Here is a 17,706-nt window from a genome sequence, read left to right as displayed (position 1 = left end):
AGTTGCCAAGCAACGAGACACGCGGCGTAACGTACGGCGCGCGGCGCTGCTTTGTCGTCGGTACCGTGGAGGCATGACGACCAGACGTGCAGTGGTGACCGGAGCGAGCTCAGGAATCGGTGAAGAGACGGCGCGCACGCTGCGTGCAAGCGGCTGGGACGTCGTTGCAGTGGCTCGTCGCGCCGATCGGCTCGCCGCGCTCGAGGCCGAGACCGGCGCCGTGGCATTTGCCGCAGACCTCACCAGAGCCGAAGACGTCGCCGCGCTCGCCGAATGGCTCGAGGATTCTGGCCCGGTGCACTCGTTGGTTCACGTTGCCGGTGGCGCGCGTGGTGCTGATCGCGTCGAAGATGGCAGCGCGGCGGACTGGACCTGGATGTTTGAAGTGAACGTGCTGTCAGCTCAGCGCCTCGTTTCGGCCTTGCTGCCGCAGTTGCGCCGCGCCGCGGCATCCGATTCTCACGCCGACACACTTTTCGTGACTTCGACGGCGGCCCAGACCGCTTATGCGGGCGGTGGCGGCTACAACGCGGCAAAAGCGGGCGAGAGCATGCTCGTCAGCGCGTTGCGCCTCGAGCTGAACGGTGAGCCGATTCGCGTTGTCGAGGTGGCACCGGGAATGGTTCTGACCCCCGAGTTCACAGTGAACCGGCTCGGCGGCGATCAGGCTGCCGCGGAGCGCGTGTATGACGGGGTGGAAGCACCGCTTACGGCAGTCGACGTCGCCGACGTGATCTCATACGCGTTGAACGCGCCCGGCCATGTGAACCTCGATCTGATCACTATGCGGCCGGTGGCACAGTCAGCACAGCACCTGCTGGCGCGCGGCCCGCTGCGCCCGCGTCAGAACGACTGAGCGGATCAGAGGATCGTCGGCTGGGCGGCGACCTCGTCGCCGGGAGCCTCATCGGCAAACGCGACCTTCGGCACGAAGAACAGCAACACGGCCGCAAGAAAGCCGCCAGCGGCGCAGATCGCCCACACCGCCAGATACCCACCGAGCGAGGCGGCCGTCTGGCTGGCCACGGTGCCCACTCCGGCAGCGAGCACCACGCCGAAGATCGCCGAGGCGAATGTGCCGCCGATCGTCTTGGTGGTGTTGGTAAGCGCGGAGGAGATGCCGGTTTGACCGGCCGGCGCGGCGGCGGCGGCTGCTGCAGGAAGCGCACCGACGAGTGCGCCTGACCCGATACCCGCGATCGAGAGGTTGAGCAGCACCTGCCAGAGTTCTTGATGGAAAGGCAAGAAGAGCGTGTAGCCGATGCCCACGAGAGCGGCTGCGGCGATCAGAATGATGCGTGGACTTGCCCGGCGCGACGTGAGCGCGAAGATGATCGCCCCGACGATGAGCGAGACGAGGTAAACCCCGATCACATTCGATCGGGCTGATGCGTCGAGGCCCAGACCATAGCCGAGAGACGAGTCGGTGCCCGCGTAGGTCGACAGCGGTCCTTGCGCCCCGAGCAGGCTGATGCCCACCAGGAAGGCAGTGATCTGCACCGGCCACATCTCGGGCCGTCGCAACACTCGAATGTCGATCGCCGGGTCTTTCTGGCGCAGTTCGAAGCGCGCAAACCAGACGAACACCAATATGCCGGCGATGAGCAACACCGCGACCCAGGCCCATGAACCAGCACCGAGTTCCAGCTCGTTGATCATGCGCATATACACGAGCGCACTCGTGATGAGCAGAAGACCCCATGCCAGAATCACGAAACCCCAGGTGTCGAGTTGGCGGCCGGGCATCGGTTTCGAATCGGGCACTGCGAACCAGATGACGAAGACCGTCGCGGTGACGGCGATGGCGGGGAAAATCAGGGTGAAGGTGAGGTCGCCACCGCTCGCGTCGAAGATGCGGCCTGCGGCAAGTGCGCCGAGAATCGCGCCGGCCTGCAGCCCCACGACCAACAGGCCAGCAGCGCGGCGCGTGATCGAAACGCCGTGGTTCTGACGACGACCGCGTTCGAAGATCAGCGCGATCTCAAGCGGCAGCCAGACCACATAGAACCCCTGCAGCGACCACGCGATCAGAAAGCTCCAGAAGTCGCCGGCAAAGGCGAGCCACCACGTTGCGGCGGCCGTGAGGATGGCCGCGGCGAGCAGCACCTTCTTGTGCCCGTACATATCGCCGAGCTTCGCCATGATCGGCACGACGAGCGCCGAGAGCAGAAGCTGAGCAGCTTCGAACCAATTGACGTCGGAGTCGTGCACGCCGAGTGCGATCACGATGTCGCTGAACAGGGGCACGTAATAGCCCTGCAGAATGCCGCTGGTGATTTCGACGAACACGAACCAGCCGATGAGACCTGCGGTGATGCCGAGTGCGGAACCACGAAGCCTGTCAGCGGCAGCAGAGGATCGAGACATCGGCTGAGCGTAGCACCGCCGCGCGCCTAGGCTAGAACCGACGGACCAACGAAAGGCACAGTCAATGTCTGAGCGCGAGACACTCACCTGGGATGGCTTCGGAGAATCCTGCCGTCAGCTGGCTCGCACCATCCTGGCCGACGGGTTCGTTCCTGATGTCGTGGTGGCGATTGCCCGTGGCGGCTTGCTGCCGGCTGGCGCGATCGCGTACGGGCTGGGTGTGAAGAACTGCGGCGCGATCAACGTCGAGTTCTACACCGGCATCGGCACTGTTTTGGACGCACCCGAGATTCTGCCACCCGAACTCGACATGACGTACCTCGGTGGAAAGCGTGTGCTGCTGGTCGATGACGTCGCCGACAGCGGACGAACTCTGGCACTCGCGGTCAGCTTGCTGACAGATCGCGGCGCGGACGTTCGGTCGACGACGATCTATACCAAGCCGACGACCATCATTCACCCTGACTACGTCTGGAAAGACACGTCGCTTTGGATCGACTTTCCATGGTCGTTCCAGGGAACCGTCGCTGAAGAAGACGCCTCCTGATCGATGGCGCTGTCGCTCGACGAACTCGCCGCTGCGGGGCTGATCGACCAGGGGTGGGCCCGGGCGCTCGCTCCGGTTGCGGGCGATCTCGCGGTGCTCGGCGATCGGCTGCGATCTGAAGTCGCTGCTGGCCGCCCCTACCTGCCGGCGGGCGACCACGTGCTTCGCGCGTTTGAACGGCCGTTGGCTGAAGTCAAGGTGCTCATCGTCGGGCAAGACCCTTACCCGACACCTGGTCATGCGATCGGGCTGTCGTTTGCGGTCGACAGAGCTGTGCGACCGTTGCCGCGCAGTCTCGGCAACATCTACACAGAACTAGAGGCTGACCTCGGAATCTCCCCGCCCGATCATGGCGATCTCTCTGCCTGGAGTGATCAGGGTGTGATGCTCTTGAACCGAGTGCTCACCGTGCGCGAGGGTGAGGCGGGCAGTCATCGCAGGTGGGGCTGGGAAGCAATCACCGAACGCGCGATCGGCGTGCTTGTTGAGCGCAACGCCCCGCTGGTCGCGGTGTTGTGGGGCAAGGATGCTGCATCGCTGCGCCCCATGCTCGGTGAAACACCGATCGTCGAATCGGCCCATCCGTCACCGCTTTCTGCCCGCCGGGGATTCTTCGGCTCGCGACCGTTCTCTCGCGTGAATGAACTGCTGATCGAGCAGGGCGCCACGCCGATCGACTGGCATATTGCCGCGTAGGCTAGAGCGCATGCTGGAAGAGGAGTACGACAAAGATCGACGCGTTCTTCCGGCACGTTTGCGCAAGAAACCCGCACCAGAGTTGCCGTTCTCGTATGAGATCAGGCCGATCGTCAAAGCCGATCTGCCCTACGTGCGCGAGATCTACAACTACTACGTCACCAACTCCGTCGTCACCTTCGACGAGAAGAAGTGGACGCTTGCCCAGTGGCGTGAAAAGCTCGAATATCTGCGCAAGCTCGACATGCCGTTTCTGGTGGCCCAATCGCCGAGTGGCCAGATTCTGGGCTACGCCTTGGTGCAGCCCATGTCGTCGAAATCGGCGTACCGGTATTCAGTAGAGAACTCGATCTATCTGGGACAGGCTGCCGCGGGAAAGGGTCTCGGTCGCGCACTGCTTGAAGCGTTGATCGATGCGTGCGAAGACAGCGGCATCCGCCAGATGGTGGCGATCGTCAGCGACCGAGGCGCCGATGCCTCGGTTGCCCTTCATGAGAAGCTCGGTTTCGTCGAGGTGGGGCGCATGGGGCGCGTCGGCCGCAAGTTCGGTCGCTGGTTGGGCACGATCTACCTGCAGAAGAGCCTGAAGTCGAAGAAGCGTTCGCGACGACGAAAGTAGTCCCGCAGCTACCGCCCGGCAGATCCATCCCACGATCGCACCGCGTCGATCAAGCGACGCCACGCTCCCGTGGCTTCAACTTCGGGCAGCACCGCCCGCTGATCGGGCGTGCCCGCGCATTGCGCGTGCACGAGCCACACAAATCGGTCTGCCCCGCGCTCGCGTATCGCGTCGCCTGCAACACGCTCTGTCTCGGGCCACGGGCATTGCTCGACCAGCGACACGAGCTCTGCGGCGTTCTCGTGTGTCGCTGTGATGTGCCAGTGGCGACTCAGCCCGGCAAACCCGCCCGTGCGGGTCACCGAGATGCTGATTTCGCTCGAGTCAATCGGCGGTTGGCTCATCGTTCATGACACCTACGCCCACCCATCCGGAGTGAACCGCGGCGGCCTCCTCTGAGTTCTCACCGTACTCCGCAGCCGCTGCGGTGAGTGTCGCCGCGGCGAAGGTCGCGAAGTCAGCCGAAGGGGCAAGAGTGTGCGCTGTCAGAGTGCGGTACCAGATGAGCCCCGCGCGTTCCCACGCATGGCCACCGAGCGCCATCGCGGTGAGGTAGAAGGCGTGATTGGGAATTCCCGAGTTGATGTGCACTCCACCGTTGTCGCTCGCTGTGACAACGAAATCGCGCATGTGCGCCGGCTGAGGATCACGGCCGAGTACATCGTCGTCGTACGCAGATCCGGGTGCTGACAGTGATCGAAGCGCATGGCCTTCGACGTGCTCGCTGAAGATGCCTTCGCCTACGAGCCAAGATGCTCGCTCGGTCTGGTGTCCGCGAGCATGCTGTTCCGCAAGCGTTCCGAACACGTCAGAAATGGACTCGTTCAGCGCTCCGGATTGTCCCTCGTAGTTGAGACCACCCTCAGTGTCGACGACCCCGTGACTCAGCTCGTGAGCAACGACAGACAGGCTGTGTGCGAAACCGACGAAGATCTCTCCGTCTCCATCGCCGAACACCATGCGCTCGCCGTTGTAGAACGCGTTGTCGTATTCGCGGCCATAGTGCACCGTCGCCAACAGGTTGCTGCCGACGCCATCGAGGCCGTTGCGGGCGAAAGCGTCCCAGAAGAAGTCGAACGTTGCTCCCAGTCGGTCGAAGGCATCGTTGACGGTGACATCTGAAGACACGGGACTCTGTTCGGTGCGCACCACCACGCCCGGCAGGATCTCGCGGCTTTGAGCGTCCGAGATCTCGCGGCGGGGTGCGGGCGCCGTCTCGGCGATAAGGCTGCCACCCTCGTCAATAGACAGCCGAAGGCGTGAGCGAGGTGAGTGCCACTCGTGAGCGATCGCCAGGGTCGAGCGCGCCGCATGTGCGGCACGGGCCCAGCCCGGTTCTTGCACGGAGGCAATGCGAGCCAGCAGATACGGCGGAACGATCGCAGCTGTCATGGCTTGAGGCTAGTGGTCGCTTCAGACCTCGGCTGGGATATTGCTGCTACTGATGCGGGTTGATAGTGGGTATCGATGCGAGCAGGCGGCGCGTATAAGACGTCTGCGGTTCGAAGAGCACCTTCTCGGTGGGGCCCTCTTCGACGATGCGACCGTCTTTCATCACGACAACCTCGTCGCACAGGCTCTGCACCACACCGATGTCATGAGACACCATCACGATCGTCAGACTGTCGCGCACGCGCAGTTCCCTGAGCAGCTCGAGAATCTGTGCGCGCACGGTCACATCGAGTGCAGAGAGCGGCTCATCACCGATGAGCAAACGGGGTCGATGCGCAATCGCGCGTGCCAGGGCAATGCGTTGGCGTTGTCCACCCGAAAACTCATGTGGATAGCGGCTGGCCATATCGGTGTCGAGACCCACCTCTTGGAGCACCTCGTTCACGCGGGCACGGTGGTCGGTCTCTATTTGCAGGGCCCACAGCGGCTCGGCGACAATGCGCCCGACGCTCATGCGCGGGTCTAGCGAGGCATAGGGGTCTTGAAACACGATGCCGGTCTGGCGACGCAACCAGTGCAGCGACCGCGCTTTCGCGCTGGCATCGACGAGCTGGCCATCGAAGTGGACTGAGCCCGCGGTCGGCTTGTCGAGTCCGAGGAGCAGACGCACGAGCGTCGATTTTCCTGATCCTGATTCGCCGATGATTCCGACAGCGGATCCTTCTCTCACATCGACATCGGCGTCTTCGAGCGCGGTCGACGTCGACGCGCGCGCGAAGAGCTTCTCAGCCGGGGTGCGATACGTGCGCGTGAGACCCCGTCCTTTCAGCAGCACATCGCTCACTGCGCACCTCCGGGACGCCACAGTGTGGCGGTGGCGTCGCGCAGCAGCGCTTGAGTGATCGGCGAGGTCGGCGTGCTCAGCAGGTCTGCAACCGGAGCGGCCTCCACCACACGGCCACGTTCGAGCACCACCCCATGGGTCGCAATGCGTGAGAGCACGGCGAGGTCGTGGGTGATGAACAGCAGCGACATACCGTCGTTGGCGACCAGAGATTGAAGCAGGTCGAGTACTTCCGCCTGAATCGTGACGTCGAGGGCTGTGGTGGGTTCGTCGGCGATCAGAAGACGCGGACGGCAGGCCAGGGCCATTGCGATTGCTACCCGCTGACGCTGCCCGCCCGAAAGCTGGTGTGGGTATCTCGCGACGATAGTCTCGGGCTCGGGGAGTGCAACTCGGGATGCTTCGAGGATCGCGCGTGCTGCGGCGTCTCTCCTCGAGAGCCGTTCGTGAATGCGCACTGACTCGGCAATCTGTCGGCCCACGGTACGGATCGGGTTGAGGGCCGTTTGCGGCTCTTGGAACACCACGCCGATTTCGTCGCCGCGAATGCGGGCGAGCTCTCGGTCGGGTAGTCCCAGCAGTTCCCGGCCATTCCACTGCACGCTGCCGGTGGCATGCGCGCCGTCGGGCAGCAGACCCGCGATCGCGAGTGCCGTCATCGACTTTCCTGAGCCTGATTCCCCGATCAGGCCGACACGGGCACCGTCATCGACGCTGAACGACACGTCATCGACCACGCGCTTTCCGTCGATCTCGACGGTGAGGGAGTTCACGGCGAGACTCATGCCACGACCTCCGGCATGTGGGTGCGCGAACTGCGGGCTGGCCCCGATGTGGCGCGCAATGTCGGGTCGGTCACCTCTCGAATTCCATCGCCGAGAAGGTTTAGCCCGAGCACAGTGAAGGTGATCGCCAGGCCCGGAGCCAGCACCGCCAGGGGATACACCGTCAGATATGCCTGCAGCTCTGCCAGCAGAAGACCCCATGACGGCTCGGTTACCGGCGCCCCGAAGCCGAGGTACGACAGTCCAGCCTCTGCGAGAACGGCGACGGCCATTCCCCAAGACAGCTGCACGATGAAGACCGGGGCGACGTTGGGCAGCAGATGGCGCAGCAGATTCTGCGAGGGCGTCAGCCCGTACGCCCGGCCGGCGACCACGAAATCGCTCTGCTGCACGCGTCGGAGTTCGGGTCGGGTGACTCGAGCGATGTTGACGCCGAACCCGATTCCCACCGACCAGATCACGACCCACAGCGATCCTCCCCAGACCGCAGAGATCATCATGGCGATGATGAGCACGGGAAACGCGATCAGAATGTCGACGAGCACCGCGACCGACTCGCGCAGCCAACGCACGGTGAGCGCCCCCAGCGCGGCGAGCAAGACGCCGATCACCGCGGCAATAGCGCTTGCGCCGATAGCCACGATCACCGTGGTTCGCGCCCCCGCCATGATCAGGCTGAGAATGTCGCGACCTGAACCGTCTGTGCCTAAGAGATGTGGCCAGCTGGGGGAGAGCCAGCGGTTCGCGATCTCGACGCGTTGCGGATCGAACGGGGTCCACAACAAGGAGACCAGTGCGGTGATGACAACGAGCGCGACCACGATCAGTCCGAACCGGCTGGTAGACAGCCGCCACAGACGGGAGAGCCAATGTGCGCGCGCGGGGCGCTCGGCAGCATCCATCACTCCGCCTCCCGCTGTCGTGGGTCGATCACACGATGCACGATGTCGACGACAAAACCGACGATGAGCACAAAGCCGGTGAGAGCCAGCAGTTCGCCCTGTACTTTCGGCAGGTCGCGCGCACTCACGTCTGCGACGAGCATTCGGCCAATGCCGGGCAACGAGAAGAGCTGTTCGATGACGACTGCGCCGACGATGATTCCCGCGACCTGCAGACCCAGCACCGTGATGATCGACAGCCCGACCACCGGAAGTCCGTGGCGCACGAGCGCCGCGTTGCGGGTGAGACCTTTCGCCGCGGCGGTGCGGACAAAATCTTGGCCAGCTGCCTGCAACGTGGCGCTGCGCACGAAGCGCATCAACATCGCGCCTTCGATGATGCCGATGGTCAGCGCAGGCAGAATGAGGGCGCTCAGCGCCGCCCAAGGGTCTTGCCACCCGGCGCGAGGAAATCCCTGAGCCGGCAACCATCCCAGCCACACCGCAAAAACGACGACCAGCATCATTCCTGCCCACACCACGGGCACGGCGGCGATTGCTTGCGCGCCAGCACTCAGTGCCGTGCCGGCAGCGCGTCCGCGGCGCATGGCTGACAGCACGCCCAGCGGCACACTGAACAGCACCGCGATCATAAGAGCCATGATGCCGAGCGGCACCGTCACCTGGGCTTTCTCAGCAAGCTCACTTGCGACGCTCGAGCCGGTGAGCAGCGAGGTCCCCAGTTCGCCGCGAAAGATGCCACCAATCCAACTGAAGTACTGCTCGCTGAGTGAGCGGTCGAGCCCCAGCTGCTCGCGCAACGCCGCGACCTGCTCGGGAGTGCTATTCGTTCCAGCGATGAGCTGCGCAATATCTCCCGGCAGCACGCGCAGCGTCAAGAAGATCAACACACTGGCAACGAACAGCCCTACCAATAGGAGGGCGGTGCGCGTCAGCGTGTATCGGATCACCCGTTGCTCTTGCCGAGTTCGGCTACGTTCAGTCGCTCATTGACATTGGTAGAGGGCATACCCGAGATGTTAGTACCGACGGCAACGACTGAGGCCCCGGTGTAGAGCCAATCGGCGGCCGAGTCTTCTGACACAATCCGAGCGGCCTCCTGAAGCAGAGCCGCAGCTTCTTCTTCATCGGTTGCTGCAAGCGACTCAGCATACAATTCCTGCACCTCTGGGTTGTCGTAGGTGAAGTAGTAGTCCGGGTTCGCCCAGTTCTCGAAGTCTCGCGCCTCGGTGTGCAGCACGAAGCTCAGATCGTAGTCCTGGTTGACGTACACGCTGTTCAGCCACGTGGAGAAGTCGACCGACTCCACCTCTAGCGTGATGCCAACCTCGTTGAGGTCCGAGACCAGAATCTGCGGCACCGTTGTGGAGTAGAAGTTCGGGATCGTCAGCGTGAGTGTGAGGTCTTCTGCGCCGGCCTCTTCGAGGAGTGCGCGGGCCGCAGCGGGATCGTAGGGTGCAACGTCTGACAGGTCTTCGTACCCGGGATCGAGCGCCGGAATCGGCCCGTACTGCACCTCGCCCGAGGCCTGCGCTTCGATAAACGACTCGTTGTTGATTGCCTGGCGGATCGCCTGGCGAACACGCTGGTCGTCGAGTGGTTCAGCATTGCTGTTGAAGGCGAGCGTGCCCTTGTCGGTTGACTGGCCGAGCACGAGGGCGAAGTCGCCCGTCGCTTCGATCTGGTCTTTGAGGTTGGCGTCGAAGCCTGTCAGAACGTCAACTTCGCCGGCGAGCGCCGCATTGAGTGCCGCTTGGTTGTCTGGAATGTAGGCAAACACCACCTCGGCGACCTGCGCAGCATCGCCCCAGTACTCGTCATTTCGCGTGAGAGTGATGCTGTCGCCCTGGCGCCAGCTCGTCAACGAGAAGGGGCCGGTGCCGTTGGCCGCAGTTTGATAGTCGATCTCGTCGCCCTCTTTGAGGATGACGCCGGCGCGGCCGGTGAGGTTCCAGAGCAGGCTCGAATCTGGTTCGGCGAGGGTGAGGACGATGTCTTGTCCGTCAGCGGTGATCGACTCCACGTTGGCGAGACGGGCTGAGTCGGTCCATTCGGCGCTTTCTTTCCTCGTGGTCAACGTCCACACCACGTCTTCGGGCGTCAGTTCCTGGCCGTCGTGGAATGTCACACCCTCTTGCAGGGTGAATGTGTAGGTGAGGCCGTCGGGCGAGACGGTCCAATCACTCGCGAGGGAGGGCACGATGTCTTGGTCGGGCGTGCGTGAGACGAGGCCCTGATAGACGTTGTCCATCAGCACCTGGTCGAGCGCCGAGCCCGAGGTCTGGCGAATGTCGAGGTTGCCTGGTTCGAGAACAAGGCGGATTGCGGCGGACGCTTGAGGATCAGCCTCGCCGGTTGCTGTCGGAGACGGCGCGGGGGTGCCGGAGCACGCGCTGAGCGCGAGGGCGCTGGCGGCAATCAGTGAAATGACCGCGGCAGTGGGGGTACGACGTGACATGGGGGCCTTTCTCAACTGTGCGCATCGGGCGCGCGGGCACCGGGTTTGCAGACAAGAAACCACCGGCGCGAAAGACAAGCCTAGAGAACTTGTCGCTGCCAGAGCGTTCTGCATGCGACAAATGCAACGAAACTGTTAGCCTGCCGAAATGCGTTTTTTGATCTGATCTGCCAGTTCTCTCGGAATCTCTTCTTGCGGGTTGTGCCCAGATGGCATCGAAACAATGGATGCTGCGGGCACGCGCGCCACGAACTCTGCGAGGTTCGCTTCGCTGATGTAGCCGTGCTGACCGCGCAGAAGCGTGATCGGCGCTGTGACAGCGGCTAGATCGGTCCAGCCAGTTTCGCCCAGCGAAGACACCGCGGGCGGTGACGGTGCTGTCTGGTCTGCTGTGGTTGCGCTCGCCGCGACCATCGCGGCGGCTAGATGAGCGAAGTGATGCTTCCATTCGACTCGCCCATCGTCGCGAATGCGCGAATTGAAGTAGACGCCACGCTCCACCTTGGCCCGCGAATCACCGCCGAAACCGAAGCTGATCGCACGATCGACGAGTTCATCTCTGCTCGCCCAGTCTGTCGGCCCAGCGAAGAACGCACTCAGCTCAGACGGACCTCCTTGAAGCGAAACCCCCGGCGTGATGTCGACGATCATCAGCTCGTGCACCAGATCGCTGCGTTCGGCGGCGACTGCGGCAGCGGTCAAACCGCCAAGTGAGTGGCCCACCAGCAGCTGCGGCCCATCGGTCCACGCGTCTATTGCCGCGGCAACATCAGGCCACAAGGTCGCGGCGACGTAGGTTGCGTCGCCTCGCCACGAGGAGTCACCGTGCCCTGGCAGATCGATTGCGAGCACAGGCAGGCCGAGCGCAACGATGGTGGTATCCCACGTGTGAGCGTTCAGGCCTGCTCCGTGCAGCAACGTCACTGCGGGGGAGGGTGATTCGCCACCAGGGGGCATATACCGAAGCGCACTCAGCGTTCGACCATCGGCGAGCTGCAGACTCACTCGCTCACCGTGCGGCAGCGCGCCGGTGATGCCGGCGGCGAGTGCCTGGTCGCTGAGAAAGGAGAACTCGTCGTTGGGTTCGTTCACTCTCATAGTCTGACTCACTCGGCATTTGTTCGCGACACGCGAGTGTGGCTCTAGCTAGGCTGGCGGCATGAGCGAAGAATCCCGGGTGCACCTATCGAGATCGGCGCCCAAGGCGTATCAGTCTCTCGCAGCGTTCTCCAAGACCGTCGGCGCGCTGGCAAGCGATGCGGCAATCGACGCGCGGCTCAAAGAGCTCGTACAGATTCATACCTCGCAGATCAACGGCTGTGCCTTCTGTGTGCGGGTTCACGTGGATAGCGCGGGGCGCGTGGGTGTCTCAGCTGACGAGATCGCTCAGATTCCAGTGTGGCGAGAGTCCGGCGTGTTCAGCGCTCGCGAGCGGGCGGGGTTGGAGCTTGCCGAAGCGTTCGCGCATATTGATCGAGGTGGCGTGCCCGATGACGTCTACAACCGGGTCGGCAGTGTCTTCACAGAGGAAGAATATGTCGCGCTGAGCTGGATTCTGGTTGCGATCAACGCCTTCAACCGCGTCGCGATCGCGGGCCGCTATCCTGTGCCGCCGATCGCAGTTGCGGCCGAGGGTGCTACTGCGAGCGAGAGCGAGTGACTTTGGTGAACGGCGCTCCGCTTGTCGCGGGTGCAATGAATTTTCGAGACACCGGCGGTCTGGCCGCGGGCTCGGGCTTCACGCGTCGAAGCATTCTGTTTCGCTCGGGAAATCTGGCGCGTCTCGAACCGGCCGGCACGCGTGCGCTCGGCGAGATGGGGCTGCGTCGCATCATCGACCTGCGTTCCGACGCCGAGGTCACACATGAGCCAAGCCGAATCGAGGGGCTTTCGCTCACGACGCAGCGTGTGCCGCTGTTCTTAGGCTCCGTCGCATCGATGTTCGCAAACGACATCAGCCTCGATGAGATGTATCAGCTGCTGCTCGATGATTCCGCGCTCGGCGTGGTGGCGGCTGTGCGTGGGATCATCTCGGATCAACCCGTGCTGGTGCATTGCACAGTCGGCAAGGATCGCACCGGTGTAGTTGTGGCACTCGCGCTTGCCGCAGCGGGCGTCGACATCGAGGCAGTCGTGAGCGACTACGCTCGCACCGAGAGCCTGCTGCCCGCGCAGCGAAACGAGTATGTCGTGGCGCAGCTGCGTCAACGTCATCCCGAGGCGCGATACATCGAAGACCTCGCAACGCGGTCGCCCGCGCCCGTGATGAGCGCGCTGCTGTCGAGGCTGAGCGAGACCCACGGATCGGCCGGCGACTATCTGCGCGCGCATGGAATCGCCGATGACGAACTCCTCGAGCTGCGCCGAGTGCTCATCGAGCCGTAGCTCCAGGTGAGGTTAGGCAACCCTTTGCTCACGCGGTATAGTGAGGGGACCATGAACTCTTCCACCGAGCACAGCGCGCGAGCATGTCGCGCATCGCGGCATACGCGAGTGCAGCACCTCATCACCGCAGATGAGTCATCGTTGGCAGAGCTAGAGGCGCTCCTGGCGACGCTGCCGATCTGTTCGACCGGACGCGTGTTCGTAGAGATTCCTGACCCGAGCTGGCAGGGCTCGATCAACGCTCCCAGCCGCATGGTGGTCACCTGGCTCGATCGCTCCCAGCGGTCGGGCGCCCCGGGAACAGGCCGTGGCTGTGCCAGCGGTGAAGCGCTGTCACGGGCCGTGACTGCATGGGCCGACGAGATGCTCTGCGAAGAAAACAACTCGACCCGCGTTCACCTGCTCGGCGGCTATCTCGGCACCGCCGACATCGTCGATCACCTGATCGAGATGGGCACAGCGGCCGACTCGATCTACAGTCCGGCGCGCTACGGCCTCACTGCTTCGCGCTAAGCAGCCGTCACCCGTTGCCGCGAGGAACGTAGTTGCCGTCTTCGAGACCTGCTTCGATCTCGAAACGATTGCGAAGCGCATTGCGCCCGGCGAACTGGTAGAGAATCGGCATCAAGATGCCGTAGCGCTCCCACTGCCGCTTGTGAACCGCTTCATGCCGCAGTACTTCATTCGTCACGGGGCGGTCGCCGGTCAGATAGCACCCACCCGCGCAGACGCCACCCCGGGGGAAAGCCCACTTCGGCATGCCCTGAAACACCCACAGGCCTTCGCGGTTCTCCACCCGGCCCGTACTCCACATAGAGCCCCAGATCCATCCCACCGCGTGCCCGTAGAGATAGCCGAGTTGGCTGATCGGCGAGTCGAGAAGCACGCTAGGAATCATGCGGTCGAGGCGCCGACCGCGATCGATCGCCGATGCGGCGTGCTCGCGCCAGTCGGCAGGAGGCTGCGCGATGGGGCTCATGCGAGGCTTCCCACGAGGCGCAGAATCGAGCCGAGGTCGTTTACGGCGGCAGCGGGCGAGGCCGGAGCGAATCCGCAGATGCTGCTGCCGACGAGTTCAACGCGCGAGCGCAGCTGAGATATCGACGCGACGACGTCGGCGACTTGTGCTCCGAATGGCACCGGAGCCGTCACGCCAGAAATGGCGGAGGGGTCGAGCACATCGAGGTCGATGTGCACGTAGACCTTCGTGGCGCCCAGGGCAGATACCGCGTCGGCGAGATCGTCGGGCGCCGCAAGCTGAGCGGGATCGATGACGGTGATCGGCACGCTGCCGACGAAGGCCCGCTCGCTGTCGTCGTATTCGCGCACGCCCGCCATCACGACCTGCGTCGGCGAGAGCGCGTGTGCGTTCAGTCTCAGTGATTCGGTTCCCTCGCCGAGCGCTGCGCGCAGCGCCATGCCGCCGAACGCGCCAGAAGGAGAGGTTTCGGGCGTGTGGAGATCGGCGTGAGCGTCGAACCACACCAGCACGAGATCGGGATGCCGCGAAGCCACGTGCTCAATAGCCCCGACGGCAGCGCCGCAATCACCACCGATCAGCATGGTCGGCTCATCGCTTTGTGCAAGTGCTTCGCGCAGTCGGTCGCGCGTGCGCGCGATCGCGCTATGACGTCGCACCCCAGTGTCTTGCGCATCGCCGGCCTCGGACGCCACATCAATCGTCGTGCACGATGCGCGAGGCAGATCTCCCGCGATCGACTGCGCGCCGTCGATGAGCCGCATCGCGCGCGGTGAATCAGAACCTTGCCACTGCGGCACAATCATGAAACGCGTCATAGTTCCAATCCCTGCGGTGGAGTGACGAGAGGCCCCGATCCCGCGGGACCGGGGCCTCTCATGCATTACTACGGAGTGTACGGCTGGCTGGGGGCGTTGATCGCCGCCGCCGGTGGGGTGCCGCCCGTCTTGATCGCAGCTAGACGCGCCTCGACCTCGGTGAGTTCGCCGACATCTTCGAGGGCTTCAAACTGCGCATCGAGCGATGACGCAGCCAGTTCCTGCTTGCCGGCGGCAAGGGCTTCCTGGCGACGTACCTTGTCTTCGAAACGACCGAGTTCGCTCGTGGGATCAAGCACATCGATCGACTTGACTGCGTCGTGCACCTTGTTCTGAGCCTCGGCCGTCTTCGCGCGTGCGAGCAGCTCAGAGCGCTTCGACTTCAGCTCTTCGAGCTTCTGCTTCATGCCGTTCAGGCCGTCTTTGAGCTTGGCGACGACCTCGGTCTGCGACGCAATCGTCGGCTCGACAGCGCGGGCTTCGTTCTCTTCGCTGATCTGGCGTTGCAGAGCGATCTTGGCAAGGTTGTCGAATTTGTCGGCATCGGCGGTGTTGCCCGCGCCGCGCAGCTCGTCAGCCTTGCGGCTGGCAGCGAGCGCTTTGTTGCCCCACTCGGCTGCGGCCTGAATGTCTTCCTGGTGGTCGCGTTCGAGCAGGCGCAGGTTGCCGATGGTCTCAGCCACGGCCGACTCTGCGTCAGCGATGCTGTTGCTGAAATCGCGCACCAGCTGATCGAGCATTTTCTGCGGGTCCTCGGCGGAGTCGAGGAGCGCGTTGACGTTTGCCTTCATGAGAGTCGAGATACGACCGAAGATGGACTGTTTCGCCATGGGATTTCCTTCCTAGTGGACTGAGAGTGAATGAATGAGGTGAAAAAGAGCGCAGCTCAGAAACGACCACCGCCTCGGCGACCCCGCGAGCCGCCGCCGCCGAAGCTGCCGGTGCTTCTGCCTCGCGAGCCGCCTCGTGAGCGCCCCATGCCGCCGTAACCACGCGATGAGCGTGCACCGCCGCCCAAAAGCGAGTTGATCACGATGCCACCGAGCATGGCTCCCATCATGTTGTTTCCGCCGCCACCTTGTCTATGGACAGAGTTGGTCTGAAAGGTGCCGACATCATTTTGGGCGAGCTGGGCGGCATGCGCCGCGAGCTGATTGGCGCGTTGGGCGTAGCCGAGAGCCTGCTCGGGATCGCTGTTGTGCAAACCCTGCGCGCGCACGAGCGAGGCACCAGCTTCGGCGAGCCGCGTGCGCGCTTCGGCACCAACGGCTCCTCGGCGTGCCGTAATGAAGTCCTCGGCTGCTGACACCTGCGCCTGTGCTTGCAGGATCTGCTCGCTCACCTGTGCGCGAGCGCGCTGCGCATTTGCCGCGGCGTCGCGCACCTGCTGCACAACCGAGTCGATTTCGTTGTTCGCAGCTTCGAGGCTTCGCATCGCCACCAGCGGGCGCTTTGCACTGTCGCCCAAACTCGCGCGTGCTGCAGCGATCTGCTGGCCGGTGGCGGCGATGACTGCGGCGACGTGCCCGTTGCTATCAGGAAGCGTCGCAGCGGTGCGCATATCGCTTTCGAGTTCCGCGATCAGCGCGACAGAGCGCTGCTCGGCGGCGGCCAAATCTGCGGTCAGCTTCTCGATGGCTTCTTCGAGAAGTGCTGCTTGGCCGATCGCTTCCTCGGCAGCGCGTATTCCCACCGCCGCTTCGCCACCGTCGCCGCGAGTGAGCGCGGCAGAAGCCGCGGCGATCTGCTCGTCGGCGAATGCGATGCGTGTGCTTGCCTGCGTGGGGTTGTCGGCGATCGTCGCGAGCGCCTCGGGTGCATAGCGCGATTGCAGCGAGGCAAGGTGCGCGGCGGCCGCGTCCAGCGCCCCGACTGCAGCGTCGCGAGACTTCTGCACCCGCGCGAGTGCGTCAGGGGCGTTCTGCTCCAGCTTGCGAAGGCTGTCGAACTCATCTGCCTTGGCATCAAGCGCCTCGTTCGCTCCGTTGCAGAGCTCGATGATGCGGGCGTTCCACGAGCGCACGTCAGCGGCAGCGTCTGGAACCTCGTCGTCGAGTTGCTGTTTCAGCGCGAATGCGTCATCGAGCTTCTGTTTAGCCTCGGCGAGTGTCTGCTCGAATGATTCCGTCGCGTCATCGCCGAACTGTGCCCTCGCGAATCCCAGTTCTTGAGCGCTTGTCTTGATTGCGTCATCGGTCTCAATCAGACTCGACGCGGCTTGTTGCTGGAGTTCTTCGATCGACACGGGTGGCTCGACGTGTGATCGAGCACCAGCGCCAGCCGGTACTGATGCTTTCTTGCGTCGGCGCGCGAACCAGACGACGAGATAGATGATCCCGCCAACCACCACGATCCCGAGCAGCAGCGGAAAGAACCAGCCGCCGGATCCGTCTGAGGTGCCGCTCGAGCCAGTTCCGTTAACGGCTGATGTGAATCCGTCTGCGGCCGCGTCGATTGCCCCAACCCAGTTTTCGTCTGCGAGTGCGGGCTGCACATCTTCTTGCTCGATGGTGGCGAGCTGTTCGAACGAGACGGGCCCTTCGGAATCGCCTGAGATGTAGTACTGCCGTGTATCAACAGCCACGGCCATCAGATACTGCGTCGGCCCGAGTCCGTTGGCTTGTGCCGTTTCGTTCGCCCAGTCAGCAGAGTCGGAAGGATTGGTGAACTCATCGACGTAGACAACCCATAGGTCGACACCGGTGACACTTTTCAGCTCCTCCAGCCGCGACTGGCCATCGGCAGCGTCGCCACTGGAAAGCACTCCCGCGTCGTCCAGTACGTAACCTGAGCTGAGCGGGACCGGATCGGTCGCGCTGGCTGCTCCCGCTGCCAAGGTGAGTCCAACCGCTACCGTTGCTGCCAGCATCGCTGCCCATCGCGTGCGCATCCAGGTCCCCTCCGGGCGCATCTC

At 63.6% G+C, this 17,706-nt stretch carries 20 protein-coding genes; 7 read left to right on the top strand and 13 right to left on the bottom strand.

All coding sequences use genetic code 11. The annotated features are described in order from the left end of the window. The first annotated feature begins 73 nt into the window (after positions 1-73). Positions 74-856, top strand: coding sequence for an SDR family oxidoreductase (locus WDU96_RS12520; protein WP_337338854.1), 783 nt, complete (start codon positions 74-76; stop codon positions 854-856). 5 nt (positions 857-861) lie between these two features. Here WDU96_RS12520 and WDU96_RS12515 read toward each other — a convergent pair whose 3' ends face one another. Continuing rightward, a complete protein-coding gene (locus WDU96_RS12515; RefSeq protein WP_337338853.1) occupies positions 862-2,367 on the bottom strand; it encodes an MFS transporter in 1,506 nt (501 codons plus the stop codon). A 64-nt stretch (positions 2,368-2,431) separates the two neighbouring features. On the opposite strand from WDU96_RS12515, the gene WDU96_RS12510 reads away from it, so the two are divergent. From WDU96_RS12510 to WDU96_RS12500, 3 genes are read left to right on the top strand one after another with little or no spacing between them, the layout of a single operon-like run. Beyond that, positions 2,432-2,914 (top strand): phosphoribosyltransferase, encoded by a 483-nt coding sequence (locus WDU96_RS12510; RefSeq protein WP_337338852.1) that lies wholly within the window; start codon positions 2,432-2,434, stop codon positions 2,912-2,914. A 3-nt stretch (positions 2,915-2,917) separates the two neighbouring features. After that, positions 2,918-3,610, top strand: coding sequence for a uracil-DNA glycosylase (locus WDU96_RS12505; protein ID WP_337338851.1), 693 nt, complete (start codon positions 2,918-2,920; stop codon positions 3,608-3,610). A gap of 10 nt (positions 3,611-3,620) precedes the next feature. Then, positions 3,621-4,229, top strand: coding sequence for a GNAT family N-acetyltransferase (locus tag WDU96_RS12500; protein ID WP_337338850.1), 609 nt, complete (start codon positions 3,621-3,623; stop codon positions 4,227-4,229). 8 nt (positions 4,230-4,237) lie between these two features. Here the strand turns inward: WDU96_RS12500 and WDU96_RS12495 are convergent, their stop codons facing one another. The 8 genes from WDU96_RS12495 to WDU96_RS12460 all read right to left on the bottom strand — a co-directional run bounded on the left by WDU96_RS12495 (position 4,238) and on the right by WDU96_RS12460 (position 11,708). Next, positions 4,238-4,573 carry a protealysin inhibitor emfourin gene (locus WDU96_RS12495; protein ID WP_337338849.1) on the bottom strand — a complete coding sequence of 112 codons (336 nt, stop codon included), beginning with the start codon at positions 4,571-4,573 and terminating at the stop codon, positions 4,238-4,240. Next, the gene (locus WDU96_RS12490; protein WP_337338848.1) at positions 4,554-5,621 is read right to left on the bottom strand and encodes a M4 family metallopeptidase; all 1,068 of its coding nucleotides are present in this window, start codon (positions 5,619-5,621) and stop codon (positions 4,554-4,556) included. Before WDU96_RS12490 ends, WDU96_RS12495 begins: the two co-directional genes overlap by 20 nt. Before the next feature lie 46 nt (positions 5,622-5,667). Then, positions 5,668-6,456: an ABC transporter ATP-binding protein gene (locus WDU96_RS12485; RefSeq protein WP_420063962.1), complete on the bottom strand. Its 789-nt coding sequence runs from the start codon at positions 6,454-6,456 to the stop codon at positions 5,668-5,670. 5 nt (positions 6,457-6,461) lie between these two features. Next, complete coding sequence (locus tag WDU96_RS12480) at positions 6,462-7,250, bottom strand: ABC transporter ATP-binding protein (RefSeq protein ID WP_337338846.1); 789 nt, start codon at positions 7,248-7,250, stop codon at positions 6,462-6,464. Further along, positions 7,247-8,152 (bottom strand): ABC transporter permease, encoded by a 906-nt coding sequence (locus WDU96_RS12475; protein ID WP_337338845.1) that lies wholly within the window; start codon positions 8,150-8,152, stop codon positions 7,247-7,249. Before WDU96_RS12475 ends, WDU96_RS12480 begins: the two co-directional genes overlap by 4 nt. Continuing rightward, positions 8,152-9,102 carry an ABC transporter permease gene (locus WDU96_RS12470; RefSeq protein ID WP_337338844.1) on the bottom strand — a complete coding sequence of 317 codons (951 nt, stop codon included), beginning with the start codon at positions 9,100-9,102 and terminating at the stop codon, positions 8,152-8,154. Before WDU96_RS12470 ends, WDU96_RS12475 begins: the two co-directional genes overlap by 1 nt. Beyond that, complete coding sequence (locus WDU96_RS12465; RefSeq protein ID WP_337338843.1) at positions 9,099-10,610, bottom strand: ABC transporter substrate-binding protein; 1,512 nt, start codon at positions 10,608-10,610, stop codon at positions 9,099-9,101. Before WDU96_RS12465 ends, WDU96_RS12470 begins: the two co-directional genes overlap by 4 nt. A gap of 135 nt (positions 10,611-10,745) precedes the next feature. Beyond that, entirely contained in the window at positions 10,746-11,708 is a 963-nt protein-coding gene (locus WDU96_RS12460; RefSeq protein WP_337338842.1) for an alpha/beta fold hydrolase, read from the bottom strand. Between the two features lie 61 nt (positions 11,709-11,769). Between WDU96_RS12460 and WDU96_RS12455 the strand changes: the two genes are divergently transcribed. From WDU96_RS12455 to WDU96_RS12445, 3 genes are read left to right on the top strand one after another with little or no spacing between them, the layout of a single operon-like run. Further along, positions 11,770-12,270 (top strand): carboxymuconolactone decarboxylase family protein, encoded by a 501-nt coding sequence (locus tag WDU96_RS12455; protein ID WP_337338841.1) that lies wholly within the window; start codon positions 11,770-11,772, stop codon positions 12,268-12,270. Next, positions 12,267-12,995: a tyrosine-protein phosphatase gene (locus WDU96_RS12450; protein ID WP_337338840.1), complete on the top strand. Its 729-nt coding sequence runs from the start codon at positions 12,267-12,269 to the stop codon at positions 12,993-12,995. Before WDU96_RS12455 ends, WDU96_RS12450 begins: the two co-directional genes overlap by 4 nt. Positions 12,996-13,046: 51 nt before the next feature. Further along, positions 13,047-13,508 carry an SIP domain-containing protein gene (locus WDU96_RS12445; protein WP_337338839.1) on the top strand — a complete coding sequence of 154 codons (462 nt, stop codon included), beginning with the start codon at positions 13,047-13,049 and terminating at the stop codon, positions 13,506-13,508. 7 nt (positions 13,509-13,515) lie between these two features. Here WDU96_RS12445 and WDU96_RS12440 read toward each other — a convergent pair whose 3' ends face one another. The 4 genes from WDU96_RS12440 to WDU96_RS12425 form a co-directional block, all read right to left on the bottom strand. After that, positions 13,516-13,974 carry a Fe-S oxidoreductase gene (locus tag WDU96_RS12440; RefSeq protein ID WP_337338838.1) on the bottom strand — a complete coding sequence of 153 codons (459 nt, stop codon included), beginning with the start codon at positions 13,972-13,974 and terminating at the stop codon, positions 13,516-13,518. Continuing rightward, a complete protein-coding gene (locus WDU96_RS12435) occupies positions 13,971-14,792 on the bottom strand; it encodes an arginase family protein (RefSeq protein WP_337338837.1) in 822 nt (273 codons plus the stop codon). The genes WDU96_RS12440 and WDU96_RS12435 overlap by 4 nt, the downstream gene beginning before the upstream one ends. 68 nt (positions 14,793-14,860) lie before the next feature. Then, positions 14,861-15,622: a PspA/IM30 family protein gene (locus WDU96_RS12430; protein ID WP_337338836.1), complete on the bottom strand. Its 762-nt coding sequence runs from the start codon at positions 15,620-15,622 to the stop codon at positions 14,861-14,863. A 56-nt stretch (positions 15,623-15,678) separates the two neighbouring features. Continuing rightward, on the bottom strand, positions 15,679-17,682 hold the full coding sequence (locus WDU96_RS12425; protein ID WP_337338835.1) for a TPM domain-containing protein: 2,004 nt from the start codon (positions 17,680-17,682) through the stop codon (positions 15,679-15,681). Positions 17,683-17,706: the final 24 nt, after the last annotated feature.

Source organism: Microbacterium marmarense, assembly GCF_037204165.1.
Lineage (GTDB): Bacteria > Actinomycetota > Actinomycetes > Actinomycetales > Microbacteriaceae > Microbacterium > Microbacterium marmarense.
Note: the sequence above shows the minus strand (reverse complement) of the source record. Positions and strands in the feature narration are given on the sequence as shown.

Excerpts from the sequence above, each read along its gene's own strand:
- WDU96_RS12425 (WP_337338835.1), bottom strand. The coding sequence starts at position 17,682 with ATGCGCACGCGATGGGCAGCGATGCTGGCAGCAACGGTAGCGGTTGGA.
- WDU96_RS12510 (WP_337338852.1), top strand. The coding sequence starts at position 2,432 with ATGTCTGAGCGCGAGACACTCACCTGGGATGGCTTCGGAGAATCCTGC.
- WDU96_RS12475 (WP_337338845.1), bottom strand. The coding sequence starts at position 8,152 with ATGGATGCTGCCGAGCGCCCCGCGCGCGCACATTGGCTCTCCCGTCTG.
- WDU96_RS12430 (WP_337338836.1), bottom strand. The coding sequence starts at position 15,622 with ATGGCGAAACAGTCCATCTTCGGTCGTATCTCGACTCTCATGAAGGCA.
- WDU96_RS12505 (WP_337338851.1), top strand. The coding sequence starts at position 2,918 with ATGGCGCTGTCGCTCGACGAACTCGCCGCTGCGGGGCTGATCGACCAG.
- WDU96_RS12500 (WP_337338850.1), top strand. The coding sequence starts at position 3,621 with ATGCTGGAAGAGGAGTACGACAAAGATCGACGCGTTCTTCCGGCACGT.
- WDU96_RS12460 (WP_337338842.1), bottom strand. The coding sequence starts at position 11,708 with ATGAGAGTGAACGAACCCAACGACGAGTTCTCCTTTCTCAGCGACCAG.
- WDU96_RS12515 (WP_337338853.1), bottom strand. The coding sequence starts at position 2,367 with ATGTCTCGATCCTCTGCTGCCGCTGACAGGCTTCGTGGTTCCGCACTC.
- WDU96_RS12435 (WP_337338837.1), bottom strand. The coding sequence starts at position 14,792 with ATGACGCGTTTCATGATTGTGCCGCAGTGGCAAGGTTCTGATTCACCG.
- WDU96_RS12520 (WP_337338854.1), top strand. The coding sequence starts at position 74 with ATGACGACCAGACGTGCAGTGGTGACCGGAGCGAGCTCAGGAATCGGT.
- WDU96_RS12480 (WP_337338846.1), bottom strand. The coding sequence starts at position 7,250 with ATGAGTCTCGCCGTGAACTCCCTCACCGTCGAGATCGACGGAAAGCGC.
- WDU96_RS12445 (WP_337338839.1), top strand. The coding sequence starts at position 13,047 with ATGAACTCTTCCACCGAGCACAGCGCGCGAGCATGTCGCGCATCGCGG.
- WDU96_RS12465 (WP_337338843.1), bottom strand. The coding sequence starts at position 10,610 with ATGTCACGTCGTACCCCCACTGCCGCGGTCATTTCACTGATTGCCGCC.
- WDU96_RS12440 (WP_337338838.1), bottom strand. The coding sequence starts at position 13,974 with ATGAGCCCCATCGCGCAGCCTCCTGCCGACTGGCGCGAGCACGCCGCA.
- WDU96_RS12490 (WP_337338848.1), bottom strand. The coding sequence starts at position 5,621 with ATGACAGCTGCGATCGTTCCGCCGTATCTGCTGGCTCGCATTGCCTCC.
- WDU96_RS12495 (WP_337338849.1), bottom strand. The coding sequence starts at position 4,573 with ATGAGCCAACCGCCGATTGACTCGAGCGAAATCAGCATCTCGGTGACC.
- WDU96_RS12455 (WP_337338841.1), top strand. The coding sequence starts at position 11,770 with ATGAGCGAAGAATCCCGGGTGCACCTATCGAGATCGGCGCCCAAGGCG.